18 protein-coding genes are annotated in these 14639 nt (G+C 37.6%); 11 read left to right on the forward strand and 7 right to left on the reverse strand.

Annotated features, from left to right (window positions below; translation table 11 throughout):
- Window positions 1–154 precede the first annotated feature (154 nt).
- From ABMA72_RS12380 to ABMA72_RS12390, 3 genes are all read left to right on the forward strand, one after another.
- A complete protein-coding gene (locus ABMA72_RS12380) occupies window positions 155–1669 on the forward strand; it encodes a potassium/proton antiporter (RefSeq protein ID WP_392858677.1) in 1515 nt (504 codons plus the stop codon).
- Between the two features lie 31 nt (window positions 1670–1700).
- Entirely contained in the window at window positions 1701–3116 is a 1416-nt protein-coding gene (locus ABMA72_RS12385; RefSeq protein ID WP_392858678.1) for an MATE family efflux transporter, read from the forward strand.
- Between the two features lie 87 nt (window positions 3117–3203).
- Window positions 3204–4238: a murein L,D-transpeptidase catalytic domain-containing protein gene (locus ABMA72_RS12390; RefSeq protein ID WP_393057306.1), complete on the forward strand. Its 1035-nt coding sequence runs from the start codon at window positions 3204–3206 to the stop codon at window positions 4236–4238.
- On the opposite strand, the gene ABMA72_RS12395 is transcribed toward ABMA72_RS12390, so the two are convergent.
- The 3 genes from ABMA72_RS12395 to ABMA72_RS12405 all read right to left on the reverse strand — a co-directional run bounded on the left by ABMA72_RS12395 (window position 4235) and on the right by ABMA72_RS12405 (window position 6768).
- On the reverse strand, window positions 4235–5104 hold the full coding sequence (locus ABMA72_RS12395; RefSeq protein ID WP_393057308.1) for a mechanosensitive ion channel family protein: 870 nt from the start codon (window positions 5102–5104) through the stop codon (window positions 4235–4237). The two genes, ABMA72_RS12390 and ABMA72_RS12395, sit on opposite strands and share 4 nt — an antisense overlap.
- Window positions 5105–5168: 64 nt before the next feature.
- Window positions 5169–6062, reverse strand: a complete 894-nt coding sequence (locus ABMA72_RS12400; protein WP_393057310.1) for a patatin-like phospholipase family protein — start codon at window positions 6060–6062, stop codon at window positions 5169–5171.
- Entirely contained in the window at window positions 6037–6768 is a 732-nt protein-coding gene (locus ABMA72_RS12405) for a hypothetical protein (protein ID WP_393057312.1), read from the reverse strand. Before ABMA72_RS12405 ends, ABMA72_RS12400 begins: the two co-directional genes overlap by 26 nt.
- 122 nt (window positions 6769–6890) lie before the next feature.
- On the opposite strand from ABMA72_RS12405, the gene ABMA72_RS12410 reads away from it, so the two are divergent.
- Together ABMA72_RS12410 and ABMA72_RS12415 are read left to right on the forward strand one after the other, a co-directional pair.
- Window positions 6891–7343, forward strand: coding sequence for a PPC domain-containing DNA-binding protein (locus tag ABMA72_RS12410; protein ID WP_393057313.1), 453 nt, complete (start codon window positions 6891–6893; stop codon window positions 7341–7343).
- A gap of 3 nt (window positions 7344–7346) precedes the next feature.
- Entirely contained in the window at window positions 7347–7871 is a 525-nt protein-coding gene (locus ABMA72_RS12415) for a PepSY domain-containing protein (protein WP_392858688.1), read from the forward strand.
- Window positions 7872–7874: 3 nt separating this feature from the next.
- On the opposite strand, the gene ABMA72_RS12420 is transcribed toward ABMA72_RS12415, so the two are convergent.
- From ABMA72_RS12420 to ABMA72_RS12430, 3 genes are all read right to left on the reverse strand, one after another.
- The gene (locus tag ABMA72_RS12420) at window positions 7875–8441 is read right to left on the reverse strand and encodes a hypothetical protein (protein ID WP_392858691.1); all 567 of its coding nucleotides are present in this window, start codon (window positions 8439–8441) and stop codon (window positions 7875–7877) included.
- Window positions 8442–8484: 43 nt separating this feature from the next.
- Window positions 8485–8682: a DUF2892 domain-containing protein gene (locus ABMA72_RS12425; protein ID WP_392858693.1), complete on the reverse strand. Its 198-nt coding sequence runs from the start codon at window positions 8680–8682 to the stop codon at window positions 8485–8487.
- Window positions 8683–8763: 81 nt separating this feature from the next.
- On the reverse strand, window positions 8764–9366 hold the full coding sequence (locus tag ABMA72_RS12430) for a 2OG-Fe(II) oxygenase (protein WP_393057315.1): 603 nt from the start codon (window positions 9364–9366) through the stop codon (window positions 8764–8766).
- 139 nt (window positions 9367–9505) lie between these two features.
- On the opposite strand from ABMA72_RS12430, the gene ABMA72_RS12435 reads away from it, so the two are divergent.
- The gene (locus tag ABMA72_RS12435) at window positions 9506–9919 is read left to right on the forward strand and encodes a VOC family protein (RefSeq protein WP_392858697.1); all 414 of its coding nucleotides are present in this window, start codon (window positions 9506–9508) and stop codon (window positions 9917–9919) included.
- Window positions 9920–10002: 83 nt separating this feature from the next.
- Window positions 10003–10374: a hypothetical protein gene (locus ABMA72_RS12440; protein ID WP_393057317.1), complete on the forward strand. Its 372-nt coding sequence runs from the start codon at window positions 10003–10005 to the stop codon at window positions 10372–10374.
- Window positions 10375–10386: 12 nt separating this feature from the next.
- Here ABMA72_RS12440 and ABMA72_RS12445 read toward each other — a convergent pair whose 3' ends face one another.
- Window positions 10387–11697 carry a sensor histidine kinase gene (locus ABMA72_RS12445; RefSeq protein ID WP_392858703.1) on the reverse strand — a complete coding sequence of 437 codons (1311 nt, stop codon included), beginning with the start codon at window positions 11695–11697 and terminating at the stop codon, window positions 10387–10389.
- A gap of 183 nt (window positions 11698–11880) precedes the next feature.
- On the opposite strand from ABMA72_RS12445, the gene ABMA72_RS12450 reads away from it, so the two are divergent.
- From ABMA72_RS12450 to ABMA72_RS12465, 4 genes are all read left to right on the forward strand, one after another.
- A complete protein-coding gene (locus ABMA72_RS12450) occupies window positions 11881–12486 on the forward strand; it encodes a phospholipid scramblase-related protein (RefSeq protein ID WP_393057319.1) in 606 nt (201 codons plus the stop codon).
- A 187-nt stretch (window positions 12487–12673) separates the two neighbouring features.
- Entirely contained in the window at window positions 12674–13048 is a 375-nt protein-coding gene (locus ABMA72_RS12455; protein ID WP_393057321.1) for a hypothetical protein, read from the forward strand.
- The gene (locus ABMA72_RS12460; protein WP_393057323.1) at window positions 13041–13814 is read left to right on the forward strand and encodes a nitroreductase family protein; all 774 of its coding nucleotides are present in this window, start codon (window positions 13041–13043) and stop codon (window positions 13812–13814) included. The genes ABMA72_RS12455 and ABMA72_RS12460 overlap by 8 nt, the downstream gene beginning before the upstream one ends.
- Before the next feature lie 57 nt (window positions 13815–13871).
- Window positions 13872–14639 (forward strand): efflux RND transporter periplasmic adaptor subunit, encoded by a 768-nt coding sequence (locus tag ABMA72_RS12465; RefSeq protein ID WP_392858712.1) that lies wholly within the window; start codon window positions 13872–13874, stop codon window positions 14637–14639.

Genomic DNA, 14639 nt, shown 5'->3' on the forward strand with positions numbered 1-14639 from the left:
TTTGATGGTTGAAACATTAATTTATTTATTCATACTCCCGTCCGGCTAAAGAGTAAAGTTAGTATGAAATTTTGATTGATACTCTCTAAAAAAAACTTAATAACCTGATGTTTTTACTTAAGTTTTGGTAGTTCTTGCCGATAAGCCCAGTCCTATGGAGCAGTTCTTAAATAATTTCCTATTAGGAGCATCAATCTTACTTCTTTTAAGCATTGTGCTCAGCAAGTCTTCAAGCCGCTTTGGTCTGCCGGTTCTTGTGCTATTTCTCTTCATAGGGATGATGGCCGGCTCAGATGGAATTGGTGGAATTAACTTTAGTAATTACGAGTTAACTCACTCTTTAAGCTTAGTTGCTCTATGCCTAATTATTTTCAATGGGGGATTTGAAACTCCATTTAGCAAAGTAAAAAAAGACTTTGGAAGAGGAGTTGTTCTTTCTTCTATCGGAGTTATGCTCACGACTTTCTTAGTTGGTGGCTTCACTCATCTTGTAACAGACTTAGGTTTACTTGAATCTCTCCTCATCGGTGCCATTCTTTCGGCAACTGATGCTGCTGCTGTCTTTTCTGCATTTAAGGATCCAACGGCACAAGTTGGTGATGTTAAAAATATTCTTCGTTTTGAATCGGGAAGTAATGATCCCATGGCCTATTTTCTTGTCTCTGTCATTATTGGCTTCATTGAGCAAGGAATGGGAGATGCCCAAACGACGGCTATCATGTTTATCTCAAATCCTATTATTGGTTTAATTGGTGGTTGGGTAACTGCTCGCTCATTCATCTTAATCAATAACGTGGTAAAACTAGACTTTAATGGACTCTATCCACCACTTACAATGGCCATGTTATTTCTTGGTTATTCTTTAACAACAAAGCTTGGCGGAAATGGTTTCTTAGCAGTTTATGTTTTTGGGATGATGATTGGAAATCGAAAGATTCTACACAAGAACTTACTTTCATTATTCTTTGATGGAGTAACTTGGCTTTCGCAAATTGGTCTCTTCATTATGTTAGGACTACTCGTCTTTCCAAGTCGGCTTCTGACAGTTGCTCCGGCAGGACTTTTCATTGCTTGTTTCTTAACATTTGCAGCAAGACCAATAACTGTTTTCCTATGTTTAATTAAGAGTCGTTTCAACTTAAATGAAAAACTCTTTGTTTCATGGGCCGGACTAAAGGGGGCAACACCAATTGTTTTTGCAAGTTTTGCAGCAACTCACATTGGAGAAAAGGCCCACGTCTTATTCGATATTGTGTTCTTTGTTGTGATTGTTTCAGCTCTTATGCAGGGATCATCTCTAAAGTTTGTTGCAAGGAAATTAGGACTTGTTGTTGAGCAAGAAGATGAAGCAAATTTTCCTGTTGATATGGAACTACTTGAACAAACAAAACACGGTATTGTTCAATTAGAGATCAGACAAACTGATTATGCTGTTGAACATCGAGTTGTCGATTTAAGACTTCCTCCTGGAGCAATCGTACTTTTTATTAAAAGGCATGGTGCGTTCATTATTCCGGATGGTGCAACTGTTTTTGAAAAAGGGGATAAAATTCTTTTAGTGACTAAACTAAAAGAAGATCTAGAAGCCGCTCAGGAGTGTTTCGTAAAAAAAAAGATTGAAGAATTAGATGAAGAGGATGATGATACACAAGAGTTACATGCGGCCTAAAATTAGTTAGGTCACTAACTAAAGGATATTTGTGGGAGTTCATGACCTTACACAAGGATCTGTCATCAAGTCTTTGTTTAAATTATCAATACCGATCGTCATGGCCAATTTCCTACAAACGGCCTATCAGTTAACGGATACTTTTTGGGTAGGGCGCTTAGGGACAAATGCTATCGCATCCCTTTCCCTTTCATTTCCTGTAATCTTTCTTTTAATCTCTATGGGAGCAGGCTTTGCTGTTTCAGGAACAATCTTAGTTTCTCAATATACAGGTCAAAAAAATACAAAGATGGTTTCTAAGGTATGTCTTCATACTTTATTTATTATTCTCATTACATCAGCAATCTTAGCTGGTATTGCTTATGCCGTTATTCCTTATGTCATTCGTGCAATGACTCCGACCGTTGAGATTCAAAATATTACGATTTCTTATTTGAGGATTTCATTTATAGGTCTGATATTTAGCTACCTCTATATGATGTTCCAATCTCTGTACCGAGGAGTCGGAGATGTTAAGACACCTTTTTATATTGTTCTCTTCTCTGTTGTCTTAAACTTTATTATCGATCCCATCTTAATTATGGGATATGGCCCAATTAAGGCATATGGAGTTGATGGTGCTGCGTACGCAACGATTTGTACTCAAGGACTATCTGCAGTTATTGGACTCTACTTACTTGCAAAAGGTAAGGGTGGAATAAAAATAGATTTCACAAAAATCTCTTTTGATTTCTCTTTGGCCAAAAAAATTATTCACCTTGGCTTTCCTGCTTCAACGGAACAATCCTCACGAGCAATGGCCATGATGGTGATGACATTTCTCATTGCGACCTTCGGTGATATCGCACTAGCTGCTTACGGGATTGGAATTCGAGTACTAACATTAATGATTATCCCAAGCTTAGGATTTGCGATGGCAACATCAACTTTGGTTGGTCAAAATATTGGTGCGGGAAAAATTGAAAGAACCAAAGAAGTTACGAGTAAGGCCCTATGGGTAATCTTTATTGCTCTCTCAATTGCTGGAGTTGGCTTTTTTATTTTCGCTGAGCAAACTTTACAAATCTTTGTTCCAAATGAAATTGCAGTCATTAACGAAGGGGCAAACTTCATTAGAATTATCGCTCTAACATTTGGACTCATTGGGGTTCAACAAGTTGCCTCTGGCGCCATGAGAGGTGGGGGAAGTCCAATGATCTCCATGATGGTGGCCATTGTTTCTTTGTGGGTCATTCGTTTTCCAATTGCTTATGTTCTTTCAAAACATACACCTCTTGGTCAAACTGGAATCTATCTTTCATTTGTCGTGGGGAATATCCTTGGGGCCTCAATTGCTATTTTCATCATCAAGCAGAATCGATGGATTAAGAATCTAACAGATCCAATTACTGAAGAAGAGCGTAAAGTCATTGAAGAGACTATTGTTGAAGACGGTGTAATTTCCTGATTTTATTGAGTTGTAAAGAATTATTGTTAAGATAATAACCTAGCTCCCCGATAAGGTAATTGAGAGATATCTTTGAGAGGGGGAGACGTGAGAAAGGTTTACTTGATGCTTTGTGTACTGGTGCTACATACATACGCAAATGCCGTTGTTGTTAATAGCTATGAAAACATGTCTAACTCAAATTATGTCGATGACGTCGAAAATCAAATTGATAATGTCGTAAATGAAGCAATTGAAGATATGGAAATGGACCCTGTTTCCACTCCTGAAAGTGCAGTTACCTGCGACCCTAATACAGCAATAGATAACCATGCTCCAGAGGCCAAAAGAGCTCTAGAAGAAGGTCTCGCCTTAGCTGAAGCTGCTGCAAGAGGTGAGGATTGCCAATTCTATGAAAGATTTCTCGATCAGGGTGTTCCTATAGAGGCCCTAAAGCAGTCACTCCTTTATTATAAGGAGAATAAGAGTAAGTTTAAAAATAAGAATTATATTACAATTGCAGACTACTCTCAGAACTCTAAACATAAACGATTCTTCTTATTGGATATGAAAACTGGTGAGGTTAAGAATTATAAAGTGTCTCATGGTAGCGGAAAGGTTAGAGGTGTCACTTACGCTGATGCGACAATCACTGATAGTGGTAGAGTGACTAGGGCATCAAATCATGTTGGAAGACTCGTTCGCTGTCGTGTGCCTGCAAGGGCGAAGCCTAAGCATGATCAGTGGGCAATGACGAGACCTGGCTTTTTTAAGACTGGTGAATTTTATATGTCTAGTAGTCATGATGAAAGAGTGAAAGGGCAAAGAGGTTGGCCAACATTTAGAGCTTCAGGAAGAAATTATAATGGAATGCGCCTCGATGGCCTCTCAAAAGGTGTTAATGATAAGGCCCGTTCGCAAGGTGTTGTTATGCACGAGGCTTATTATAACCGCGGTAATATCATGGGAAGAAGTTTTGGTTGTCCTGCATTCGTACCAGGTGAAGGGCGAGAGATTATGGAAAAAATCAATAACGGCTCCCTCTATTATTCATATGTTCCTAATGAAGGATGCCGTAGTGATTATAATAAGGCCCTTAAGGATGTTAAGGGCTGGGAAAGAATGTGTACTGGACGCAATTAGCCCTTATTTACATCAAGCTGATTTGAAAACTCAATTGTTCGAATCGGAAATGGAATTGTAATTCCATTATTATCATAATATTTTTTAATGTTCATAACGGCCTCATGGCGTGCCTTATAAAATGCGACTCCTGATCTATAGTCAATCCATACTCTGGCCGTCAGATTGATTGAGCTTGCACCAAATTCTTCAAAGAAAACTTCGACAGGAACATTTTCAAGCCTTCCATTAATGGCCTCAAGTGCTTCTCTTGTTACCTTTTCAACTTTTTCAAGATCATCGTGGTACGAAACACCAACGGAAATATCCACACGACGTCGTGGTGTACTTGTGTAGTTAATAAAAGGCTTTGTAAACATATCTTTGTTTGGAATAAAAACTTCAAGTCCTTGGTAAGTCGTGATTCCCGTTGTTCTTAATTCGATATTTGTTACCTGACCGACAATCTTATCAATTTCGATAATATCACCAATTTGATATGGCTCACGAAAAGCAATTAGAACACCTGAAACAAAGTTTGCTGCAATTTCTTGGAAGGCAAAACCTAGTGCTAAACCGATGACCCCGGCCCCAGCTAGAATTGATGTAACAGTTTTCTCAAGACCTATAATTTCTAAGGCCGTAAAAATACCAACAACAATGACAATGACATTTGTCGTTGTTCCTAGGATTTCATTTACAGACTTCTTGTAGGAAACTTTTTGTAAAACTTTCTTAACTAAGTTACGTAGAGTTTTACCAAGGTAGAAGAAAACAAATAGGGCAACGATTGCAACAATTAAGTTTGGGATATTCTTAATAAATGCTTCGTACCAAAAAGTTAGTTTTCCTGAAATGAGTGTAAAGACTCGATTAATATCAAACAATGTAAACTCCATCTTAAATTATTTCTTTAAATTTTATCGCATTTAAAAGAAATAAAAAAGGAGCTTATTTGATAGAGATCTTAGCAAGTCTTTCTTTGTAAAGATTTGAAATTATCTTTGGTACTTTAAATGGAATTGTTTCGACTATAAGCTTCTTAAAGAACTCGAGATAACTCGCTCTGCGATACCAAGTTAAGCTAGAGAGGTTTTGCTTCATCGGCGTATAACCTTCATTGATGAGTTCTTGAATGCACTTGGAATTATCGAGGCGATTATACTTACTTAAGTCGAGTGAGAGAATAATATCTGCATCTTCAATTTGCTCTCGTGTCCTAAGGTCAATGGCAATATCCATGGCATTACTAATGATAGCGAAAGTATCATCAGGTTCTTGATACTTTTGTACTCCATTTAAGTCGACTGCAACGATAATTCCGGCGCCCATATCTTCAAGTGGAGAGACGGGAACATTTTCTGTTATACCTCCATCAACGAGAGTTCTGCCATTGATTACCTGAGGAACAAATGCACCAGGTACACAGACAGAGGCACAAACTGCATCGGCCAAATTTCCTTTGTAGAAAACGACTTGTTCACCAGTTGAAATATCAGTCGTACAAATGGCCAGAGGAATTCTTGCATCTTCGATATTTACATCACCAAGATCTTTGATGAGCATTTCTCGTATGGACTTCGTACTAAAAAAACCTTTCTTAGGAATTGTTAAGCTTATTGTGTCTTTATAATTTAGCTTCTTTGCTAAGGATAGAAAGTCGTCGTAATTCTTACCAAAGGCATAGTAAGAAGCAACAATAGCACCAACGCTTGTTCCTGATAAATAGGAAATTGGAATTCTTTGTTCTTCAAATGCTTTTAAGACGCCAATGTGTGCGATACCTTTTGCGGCACCTCCACCAAGAGCAAGACCAATTTTAGTATTTAGAAAGTTCCATCTCATAGTCTAATCTTATCGGAATATGAGGGACATCTCCACATAAAATTGAAATTCCCTCTTCTTGAAGGGAAGCGGCCTTTTTATCGAGAGAGTGAGAATACTTAAGGGCAAAGATATTTCTTCTTAGATATTTGTTTAGTAACTTCTTGGGAGACTTTAGTCCTAAGTTGCTGGCATGTTCAATATAGTATGGGGTTAAAAATGCGCTACGGCCTAGGGATTCAAGAACATGTCTTACCATGCAATTATACTGACTATATTTCTTCTTATTTGAAACTTCCTCTTCGATAAACTCAACGATACCAAGATAGTCTTCAGTCTTAAGTCGTTTAGAAATCTCTGAACGAAGTCCCTTAATATCAACTGAATCAATATCTTGATATTTATAATTAGGGATAGAGAATTCACTTGGTATATTTGGGGCCTTGCTCATTTCAATAAAGTCGAGGCATAGGATAGGGATACCGGCACGACGATACTTTTCTAAACTTGGATTTAATAGCTTTGCGTAGATAAGAGATATTTTTTCTGCGAAGATCAGGCTATTTGAAATCTTTTTGCTCTTAGTATTTGTATGATCTGAGTAAATTTCTCGACGGTTTCGATTGCTTGAGATTGCGGCATCAAGGTGCTCTTTAAAGCACTCCATGGCCATCGACTCCTGGGCCAATAGTACTAAGAAGGCGAGAATGAAGGGAAGCGTTCTCATGCTCAATTACTATCATTTGGCCTCGTTTGAGTAAAGAGAGTGTAGAAGTTTTTCAGGGAGCAACGAGTCGAGACTTTAATAGTGAAGTTGTTATAATTACACAATGAAATCAGGAGCTTACCATGCAATATATCAAGCAAGAAGAATGCTATTTAATCAAATTATATAAAGACGAAGATCTTTTTACATCCCTAGAAGAGTTTGCGGCAGCGGAAAAGCTTGGTGCTGGTATGCTAAAAGGTATCGGGGCCTTGAAAGATGTTGAGCTTGGTTTCTACCACCTTGATACGAAAACATATGATCGCAAAGAATTTAATGGTGACTTTGAGCTTCTAAGTCTTGATGGAAATCTTTCCCATTTAGATGGAAAACCATTTTTTCATATTCATACTGTTTTAGGTGATGAGGATTTTTCTTGTAAAGGTGGACACCTATTTCGCGCTACAGTTGCAGTGACAACTGAAATCTACTTCTTTCCAATTGTTCAAAAGATTGAAAGAAAGATGGATGAAGAAATTGGCCTAAACTTATTATCACTACCACAAGCATTTTCTCGTTGTGGAATTAAAGGATAGAATATGAAATTTAATCGCCCGTTTTTTATTAAGATTCACCTCTACTTATCAGCTCTCGCTTCGCCATTACTTTTAATGATGGCCTTTACTGGTGTTTCTTACTTACTAGGTTTTAAAGGAAGTGAAGTTGTTGAACCTGTGAAAGTCGTCCAACTTTCAAAGGCGCAATTAACAAAAGAAAATATTTCAGTTGAGTTAAATGAAATCGATGAAGGTTACGATTTTGCCTATGTTAAAACAGTCGGGGATGGAGCAATTACTAGACCAACAACTCGTGATTACTATAAGTTTCAAGTAAAAGAAGATGGAACTCATATCTCTTACGTGAAGCCAAACCTTCTAAAAAGATTGATTGAACTTCATAAAGGTCATGGACCGCAGTTTCTAAGGTATGTTGAAAAGATTGTCGGAATTTTCTTACTGCTAATCATTTTAAGTGGGCTATATCTAGCTTATACAATGAAGAAGGAAAGAAAGATCGTAGGAATCTTATTCCTAATTGGCCTAAGTATTTACCTCTTTATGTAGGAGTTACTTTAGCCACCTTGTGAAGCGCTCGTGATTGCTTAATCTCTTATTTTCTTTTTGGATTTTAAGCTTCACGCGCTCTTCTAAGCTCAACTGATCATAGATTGGAATATCTATTGTCTTCGTTTCCTCTCCAAACTCTAATGTTTCTAAATCAATATACATAAGCTTACTTTTAGTAATAAAAAAGTAATTGAGTTGCCACTCAAAATGATAACCATATGGGGACGTCAGTTCATTTAAGCGAATTTGAATTTCTGTGACTTTCTTTGCTAGGTCTTCATCAACCTTTTCTTCGACGAGCCTTGCGAGTTTTCCATTTGGTATGTCATAGAGAATAAGAGAGTCTGTTTCTTTGATGAGTGTTGGAAGCTCCGGATACTCATCTGTAAATCTTCTCATTAAAGGAAGAGCTTCAGGTTCAATTTCATTTTTTAAAAGCACCATAAAGTTCTCTTTTTCATACTTCATGAAAAAGAAGAACTTACTTCTCTTGTCGATATAGAGAGTTATGCCATCAAGGCCTAACTCTGATTTTATGAGTTCTTTAGTATTCAAACCTGTATTCAAACCACGACCTCTCTTTAATAGAGATTATATCATAGTTTAAATTCTAGTGGGCCTTCTTGCTCTTTCGAGTTGAGAGGCCAAGTAGTGAATATCCTGGGCATATACCGAGGATTCCTGTTATTAATGGAACGACTCCAATAAGACCCCAATAGGTTTTAGGACCTATTACAACTAAAGAAATAAGGACCATTCCTACAATAATTCGAATAATACGATCTGCATTGCCTTCATTCATTTTCATAAATCTCTCCTTTCTAATTCAGCATTATCTTGGCCATAAAATCTGAACATAGTATGGAGTGTTGTTAGAAAATCTTAACAATTAGGCCCTCAGCCATCCTGTTAGTGAAAGCCTCGCTTTATATGCAGGAAGAACTTCATGAGGAAGGTCTTCAGATAGAAAGATAAGAAGTCTTCCAAGCATAGGCTTAATACGAGTTACTTCCTCATCTTGTCTTTCATGATGATAGATAACAACCTCTCCACCATCAGCTTCACCCATGTCACTTAAGTACAGAATCACACTTAGGCGTCTAAGGCCTCTTCCTCGGTGCTGATCCACATGCTTGCGATAGAAAGCTCCTTCGTCATAGCAGGCAAAGTGTCCTTCGTAAGATCGAATTCCTAGGTAGAAAATAGGGTTGAGTTGATCCTTGAGATTATCAAGAAATTTTAAATATTGTTGAAGGGCCAGCGGGTGCTCGGCCATATCTCCTTCAATCCAGGAAGTGAGATCCCCACGGATTCTTTCGTCAAGTCGCTTTGTTAGTTGTCGTCCTACCTTAGCTTCCTGAAAGTCTCCGATATGAAAACGTGTCTGGGCCTCGTCTTTTAGGGCACGTGCTAGTTCGTTTGAAATAAGCGTATCGCTCACATAGTATCGCTTCTCGGTTAAGGATTCGATCAGCGCATCAAGCTCTTGCATTTAAATGTTCTCACTAGGCCTAGGGCCTCAAAGGGTGGCAGGAAGGATTGGCCACCAAAATAATGGATGAGATGATTTAATCTTAAAGGCTACCTAAGTCAATCGAATTGTTATAACATGAATAGAAATAGGATGAATTATGATCAAAGCACTTTCTCACTTAGTAATTACTTCTAAGAATGTTACGAATATTTCGAACTTTTTCACAGATGTCTTTGGTGTTAAGGCCCACTTTGCCAATGAAGACTTTGCAGACTTTGTCCTTCCTGACAAAAGTCGCGTGGCCTTCTTTCGTCCAGTGGGAAAGGCCTCTAAATTCTTTGAATTAGTAGATAATCCAGCTCAAGTCTCTTACGGAGTGACAGTTGAAAATGTGGATGATTTCTATAAGAAATTAATGGCCTTAAGTTCAGAGTATCAATTTGAGGTGAGTGGTGAACCAAAGGATCACCCATGGGGAGAGAAGAGCTTTCTTTTGATGGACCCAGACGGGAACCGTTGGGAGATAACGCAGTCACCCAGTGAAGATGGGCATCTTGTGAATATCTCATAATTAGATGAAATCTATATTTTTAATATAATTGATAACTGAACGGCCCCGCGGTAAATAAAGCCTGTGTTTATGTGGAGGTCGTTATGAAATCAGTTGTTGTTCTTTTATCAGTTATTCTTTTTAGCTCAGCTATGGCCTGTCCAGAGTTAAATAATGTTGATCTTGCTTCAAGTTATGATCGTGATGAATACACTGAGGTTTACTCTGAGCGCCTTCCTAAATTATCAAAAGAAGAATTTGCAAAGTACACTGGATTAGCTGATTTTGATTATGAGTACTGTGCAGATGCCTTAGAGCTTAGAAGGCTTGAGGCGACACAAACTGGTACAGTCTATACAATCGTCGTTACTGTTGAAGATCATTGTGACGGTGGTAACTCTTATGGAAATATTCTCGATGAATCTGGGTCTAAGCTCCTAGGTAGCATCGGTGATTCGTATATTGCTTGTTTCTAATATAGAAACTATTCAACTTGCTTTGGGAATCTTTACCACAAAGCAAGTTGTTTTCTCACTTGTGTCTAGGAATAATTCCCCTTGATGCTTTTCTAGAATTCCTTTTGAAATCGATAGTCCTAATCCCGTTCCTTTTCCGACTTCTTTTGAAGTGTAGAAAGGTTCAAATATTTTTCGCTGAAGGTCCGTGCCAATTCCTAGGCCAGAGTCCTTCACGCTGACAAGAACAAAGTCTTCAACCTCTTTGACTGAAATATCAATCCAAGAAGATTCAGATGTCTCAATGGCATCATAAGAGTTATTTAAAAGATTGATAAAAACCTGAGAGATTTGAACTCTATCAGCATCAACTTCCACATTAAAGGCTTTATCCTCGAGATCAAACTTAAGCTCGATGCCATGGGCCCTAAATTTCTCGGCACAAATGGCCGTTGCATCAACAAGAATATCTTTAAGAGAGATGACTTCTCTTTTTATCTCAGCTGACTCACGTGAAACAACTTTTAGACTCGAGATGATACGAGTGATGCGATCAATTGTTTCAAGAATACGTTGAATGTGAATATCGTATTTCTCTTTATTTATTTCCCCAATATCTAGTAGGCGCTTAATTTGATAAATAGATCCGTAGATAACAGTTAGAGGGTTATTTATTTCGTGAGCAATCCCACCGGCCATCTCTCCAATTGCGCTTAAGCGTGAACTATAGATAAGGCTCTCTTTAGTGCTATTAAGCTTATCCATTGTTTCTTGTAAGGCAATCGACTTATTCACTTCACTTCGATAAGTGCGATCCACAAGACTAAGGAGTCTGTAGAAGAGTAGGCTTAACATAATCATAGTCAGAGAATGAATTATAATAAGGGAAGTTTCTGGCTCATCAAGAAGTAAGTAACTTGAAGTGATATAGCTAATAACAGCTAAGAGGGTGATAAGCCCACTATAGATATGCTTTCCAGTTACTTCAAAGAAGATATTATTGCTGGCAACAATCATAATGAGATAAAGGTACCAGAACGGTGAGAATGGCCCATCAACGATATAAACTGCAAAAGGGCAGAGGACACAGATTGCAAAAATTTGTCTGAAGACCTCAATATTTAGAGAGTTCTTAACTCGAATACTTATTTGAGAAATTGTGAGATTGAAAATAAGAAAAGCGAAGATTCCAAAGAAGCTATTTAGTCTTTGTGAGATTTGATACTCGTACACACCAACACAAATTGCAAAGAGCATTGTAAACGGACCAAGAGTGAAGTCCATAATCCTTAAGATATCTTTAATACTCTCTGTTGGCCTTTTGGGGTTTATTCTTAAATTCATTCTATTCCTATCGATGTGACATATATAGATTTACCGTATTAATAAACTGAGTTCAATAATATTTAGTTCAAATAGAAATTATAGAGTTGCCCGAGTATTATTATTTTCCTCGTGAAAATAATAAGTTAGCTAGAAAATATGTTAAAATCAGTTCATAAATTTTTTGAATAAATGTGAGGAAAAATGGACTTAAATCAGCATAGTAAGCTACTTGTGCAGCAGGTAAGAGAAAATTGGGAGCTTTTGGGCTATGAGACAAGAAATAAGTATCAATTCTTGGATGAAGCACAAAATCCTATAGGCTATGCAGCAGAACAACAAAAAGGTTTTCTTGGCTTTATCATGCGCCAATTCCTAGGGCACTGGAGGACATTTGATCTTCATTTCTTTGACCAAGCTCGCAACGAGTATATGATTGCTAAGCATCCATTTTGCTTCTTTTTTCAGCGCCTTGAAGTACAGGATTTAAATGGCCAAATGATTGGTTCACTTCAGCAAAGATTTTCTTTAATAACAAAGAAATTTGATGTCTTAGATGCTCAAGGGAATGTCATCATGGAGATGCGCTCACCAATTTGGAAGCCTTGGACTTATCCATTTTACTCCCGTGGCCAAGAGGTTGCACTCGTGTTGAAAAAGTTTTCTGGACTCTTTTCAGAAATGTTTACTGATCGCGACAACTTCGCCATCGATTTAAAAAGTCAGACACTAACGGAGCAGGAGAAGAAAATAATTCTCGCGACTTCGATTTTCATTGATCTCGTTTACTTTGAAAGAAAAGCAAAATAAAGAGAGTTCTTGTAAGAAAGAAATTGTTTACGGATAAAGTTGATAATTCTATTTTGTGAATATGAATTGTCGACTTTGCCGTTATGCAATCTCTATTTCTATCCTTTGGTGGCGCTAGTGCGCCTTTCACACATTATTAGTTAATAATAAATTTCGATCTATTTTATATAAAATTTAAGAGGTAATCATGAAGAAGATTATTTTATACTTTGTTATATTTGGACAAAGTGCTTTTGCAAATACGAATTATATTGGCCGCTATGAACTTGAAGTAAATATTGGCGGTAAATTTTTTAAAGATTATTTTACAGTATCAAATATCTCAGCATCCAAGAAAGTGACAGGTATCTTTGAAGTACCAAGAGTTTTTCAATCATCATTTACTGGTCAATTAAATGATCGCTTTGTATCTGGTGATTTTATCGCAAAGGAGAGAGGTAAGGAGTTTAAAGTTAAACTACTGGCCGAGTTTCTTGGTCAGTGTCAAATAAAGGGAGCTCTACTTCAAGATAAAATTGTCTTTGCTAACTTTGTTGGAAGAAAGGACTCGTGCCATGAATGAGTTTATTCAACAATTACACTCTCATCGTTCAATTAGAAAGTTTTCAGACAAAGAGATTTCACAAAGTGATTTGGAACTCATTCTAAGTGCAGCGGCAAGCGCATCAAGCTCTGGAAATATGCAATCCTTCTCAGTTGTTGTGACAAGAGATAGAGCAATGAAAGAGAGGATGTACCAGGCCCACTTTGAACAAAGTATGCTAATGGATGCTCCCATCTTTTTAACATTCTGTGCTGACTTCTATCGTATGAGAAGGTGGCTTACATTAAGTGAAGCAGCTAACAATTTTGATAATTATATGAGTTTTATGATTGCTTCAATTGATGCCATTCTCGCTAGTCAGAATGCAGCGTTAGCTGCTGAAAGTCTAGGGATGGGACTTTGTTACATGGGGACAACATTGGCCAGTGCTGGCGAAATTGGTGAGATCTTAGAGTTACCTGAGAATGTCGTTCCTGTCGTAGGCTTTGCTCTTGGCCATCCAGACGAGGCACCTGATTTAAGAAAGAGGCTTCCACTTGAGTCCCTAATTCACTATGAGAAATATCATAAATACTCAGATGAAGAGGTGCTAGAGATCTATCGAGAAAGAGAAGTCGAGGGGATGAAGCGTTATCGTGATAACCCGCGATTACATCAAATGATTAAAGACGTCGGAGCAAAGAATTTGGCCCAAGTCTATACGCAAGCGAAATATACAGAAGAGTCTCATCTTAAATATAGTGAAGATTTAATTGCTTATCTTAAACGTCAAAATTTCTTTTGATATTGGCCACTAGGGTATGCGAGAATAAATAAAAAATGTGTACCCTAGGAGTTTTGCTTGAAAAAGATATATATCTTCACCATTGTCGTTATCTTTGTTTTATCTGCGATCCTTCTAAGAGTTTTCTATTTTAAAAATAATTATGAATTAATCTCTCCTAAAAAAGGCGATGTTGTGGAGGCCATTTATGGCCTAGGGCGAGTCGATACTGATAAAGAGTTTAATGTGAAAATTGGTGTCCTATCTCTAGTTGAGAAACTCTATGTTAAAGAAGGGCAAAAAGTTAAAGAAGGTGACCGCCTTGTTAGCTTCGATGGCCGTGTTCTTTTTAAAGCGCCTTTTGACGGCACAGTCACTCTTATAGCTAATAAAGAAAAAGAAGTTGTCCTACCACAAGTGACTGTTCTTAGAATGCAAAATCTTAATGAAAAATTTATTGAAGTTTCACTAGAGCAAGAAGCCGCACTAAGAGTTATCCCAAATCAAAAAACGCGAATCATTTTTGAAAGCCAGTCTCAAAAAAAATATGAAGGATATGTAAAAACGATTTATCCAAGAGAAGGTGAGTTCATCACCCGCATCGAAGTGAAAGGGCTTGAAAAAAGTATTCTTCCTGGCATGACTGCTGATGTGGTCATCGAGGTTGGAAAGAAAATGGGAGTACTTTTAATTCCTGTTAAGGCCATTAGTAATGGAAAAGTTCTTCGCATGCGAGATAAGAAGAGAGAAAAAGTCGAAGTCGTCACAGGAAATAATGATGGAATGTGGGTTGAGGTTGTCTCAGGAGATATTAAGCTTACAGACCTATTATTCATTAAGAGGTAG

Origin of the sequence: Halobacteriovorax sp. CON-3 (genome assembly GCF_043196995.1) — a bacterium.
Taxonomy (GTDB): domain Bacteria; phylum Bdellovibrionota; class Bacteriovoracia; order Bacteriovoracales; family Bacteriovoracaceae; genus Halobacteriovorax_A.

Bases quoted from the DNA above. Each gene is read 5' to 3' on its own strand.
- ABMA72_RS12380 (WP_392858677.1), top strand. From the start codon at position 155: ATGGAGCAGTTCTTAAATAATTTCCTATTAGGAGCATCAATCTTACTT.
- ABMA72_RS12400 (WP_393057310.1), bottom strand. From the start codon at position 6,062: ATGAGATGGAACTTTCTAAATACTAAAATTGGTCTTGCTCTTGGTGGA.
- ABMA72_RS12405 (WP_393057312.1), bottom strand. From the start codon at position 6,768: ATGAGAACGCTTCCCTTCATTCTCGCCTTCTTAGTACTATTGGCCCAG.
- ABMA72_RS12410 (WP_393057313.1), top strand. From the start codon at position 6,891: ATGCAATATATCAAGCAAGAAGAATGCTATTTAATCAAATTATATAAA.
- ABMA72_RS12415 (WP_392858688.1), top strand. From the start codon at position 7,347: ATGAAATTTAATCGCCCGTTTTTTATTAAGATTCACCTCTACTTATCA.
- ABMA72_RS12425 (WP_392858693.1), bottom strand. From the start codon at position 8,682: ATGAAAATGAATGAAGGCAATGCAGATCGTATTATTCGAATTATTGTA.
- ABMA72_RS12430 (WP_393057315.1), bottom strand. From the start codon at position 9,366: ATGCAAGAGCTTGATGCGCTGATCGAATCCTTAACCGAGAAGCGATAC.
- ABMA72_RS12435 (WP_392858697.1), top strand. From the start codon at position 9,506: ATGATCAAAGCACTTTCTCACTTAGTAATTACTTCTAAGAATGTTACG.
- ABMA72_RS12440 (WP_393057317.1), top strand. From the start codon at position 10,003: ATGAAATCAGTTGTTGTTCTTTTATCAGTTATTCTTTTTAGCTCAGCT.
- ABMA72_RS12445 (WP_392858703.1), bottom strand. From the start codon at position 11,697: ATGAATTTAAGAATAAACCCCAAAAGGCCAACAGAGAGTATTAAAGAT.
- ABMA72_RS12450 (WP_393057319.1), top strand. From the start codon at position 11,881: ATGGACTTAAATCAGCATAGTAAGCTACTTGTGCAGCAGGTAAGAGAA.
- ABMA72_RS12455 (WP_393057321.1), top strand. From the start codon at position 12,674: ATGAAGAAGATTATTTTATACTTTGTTATATTTGGACAAAGTGCTTTT.
- ABMA72_RS12460 (WP_393057323.1), top strand. From the start codon at position 13,041: ATGAATGAGTTTATTCAACAATTACACTCTCATCGTTCAATTAGAAAG.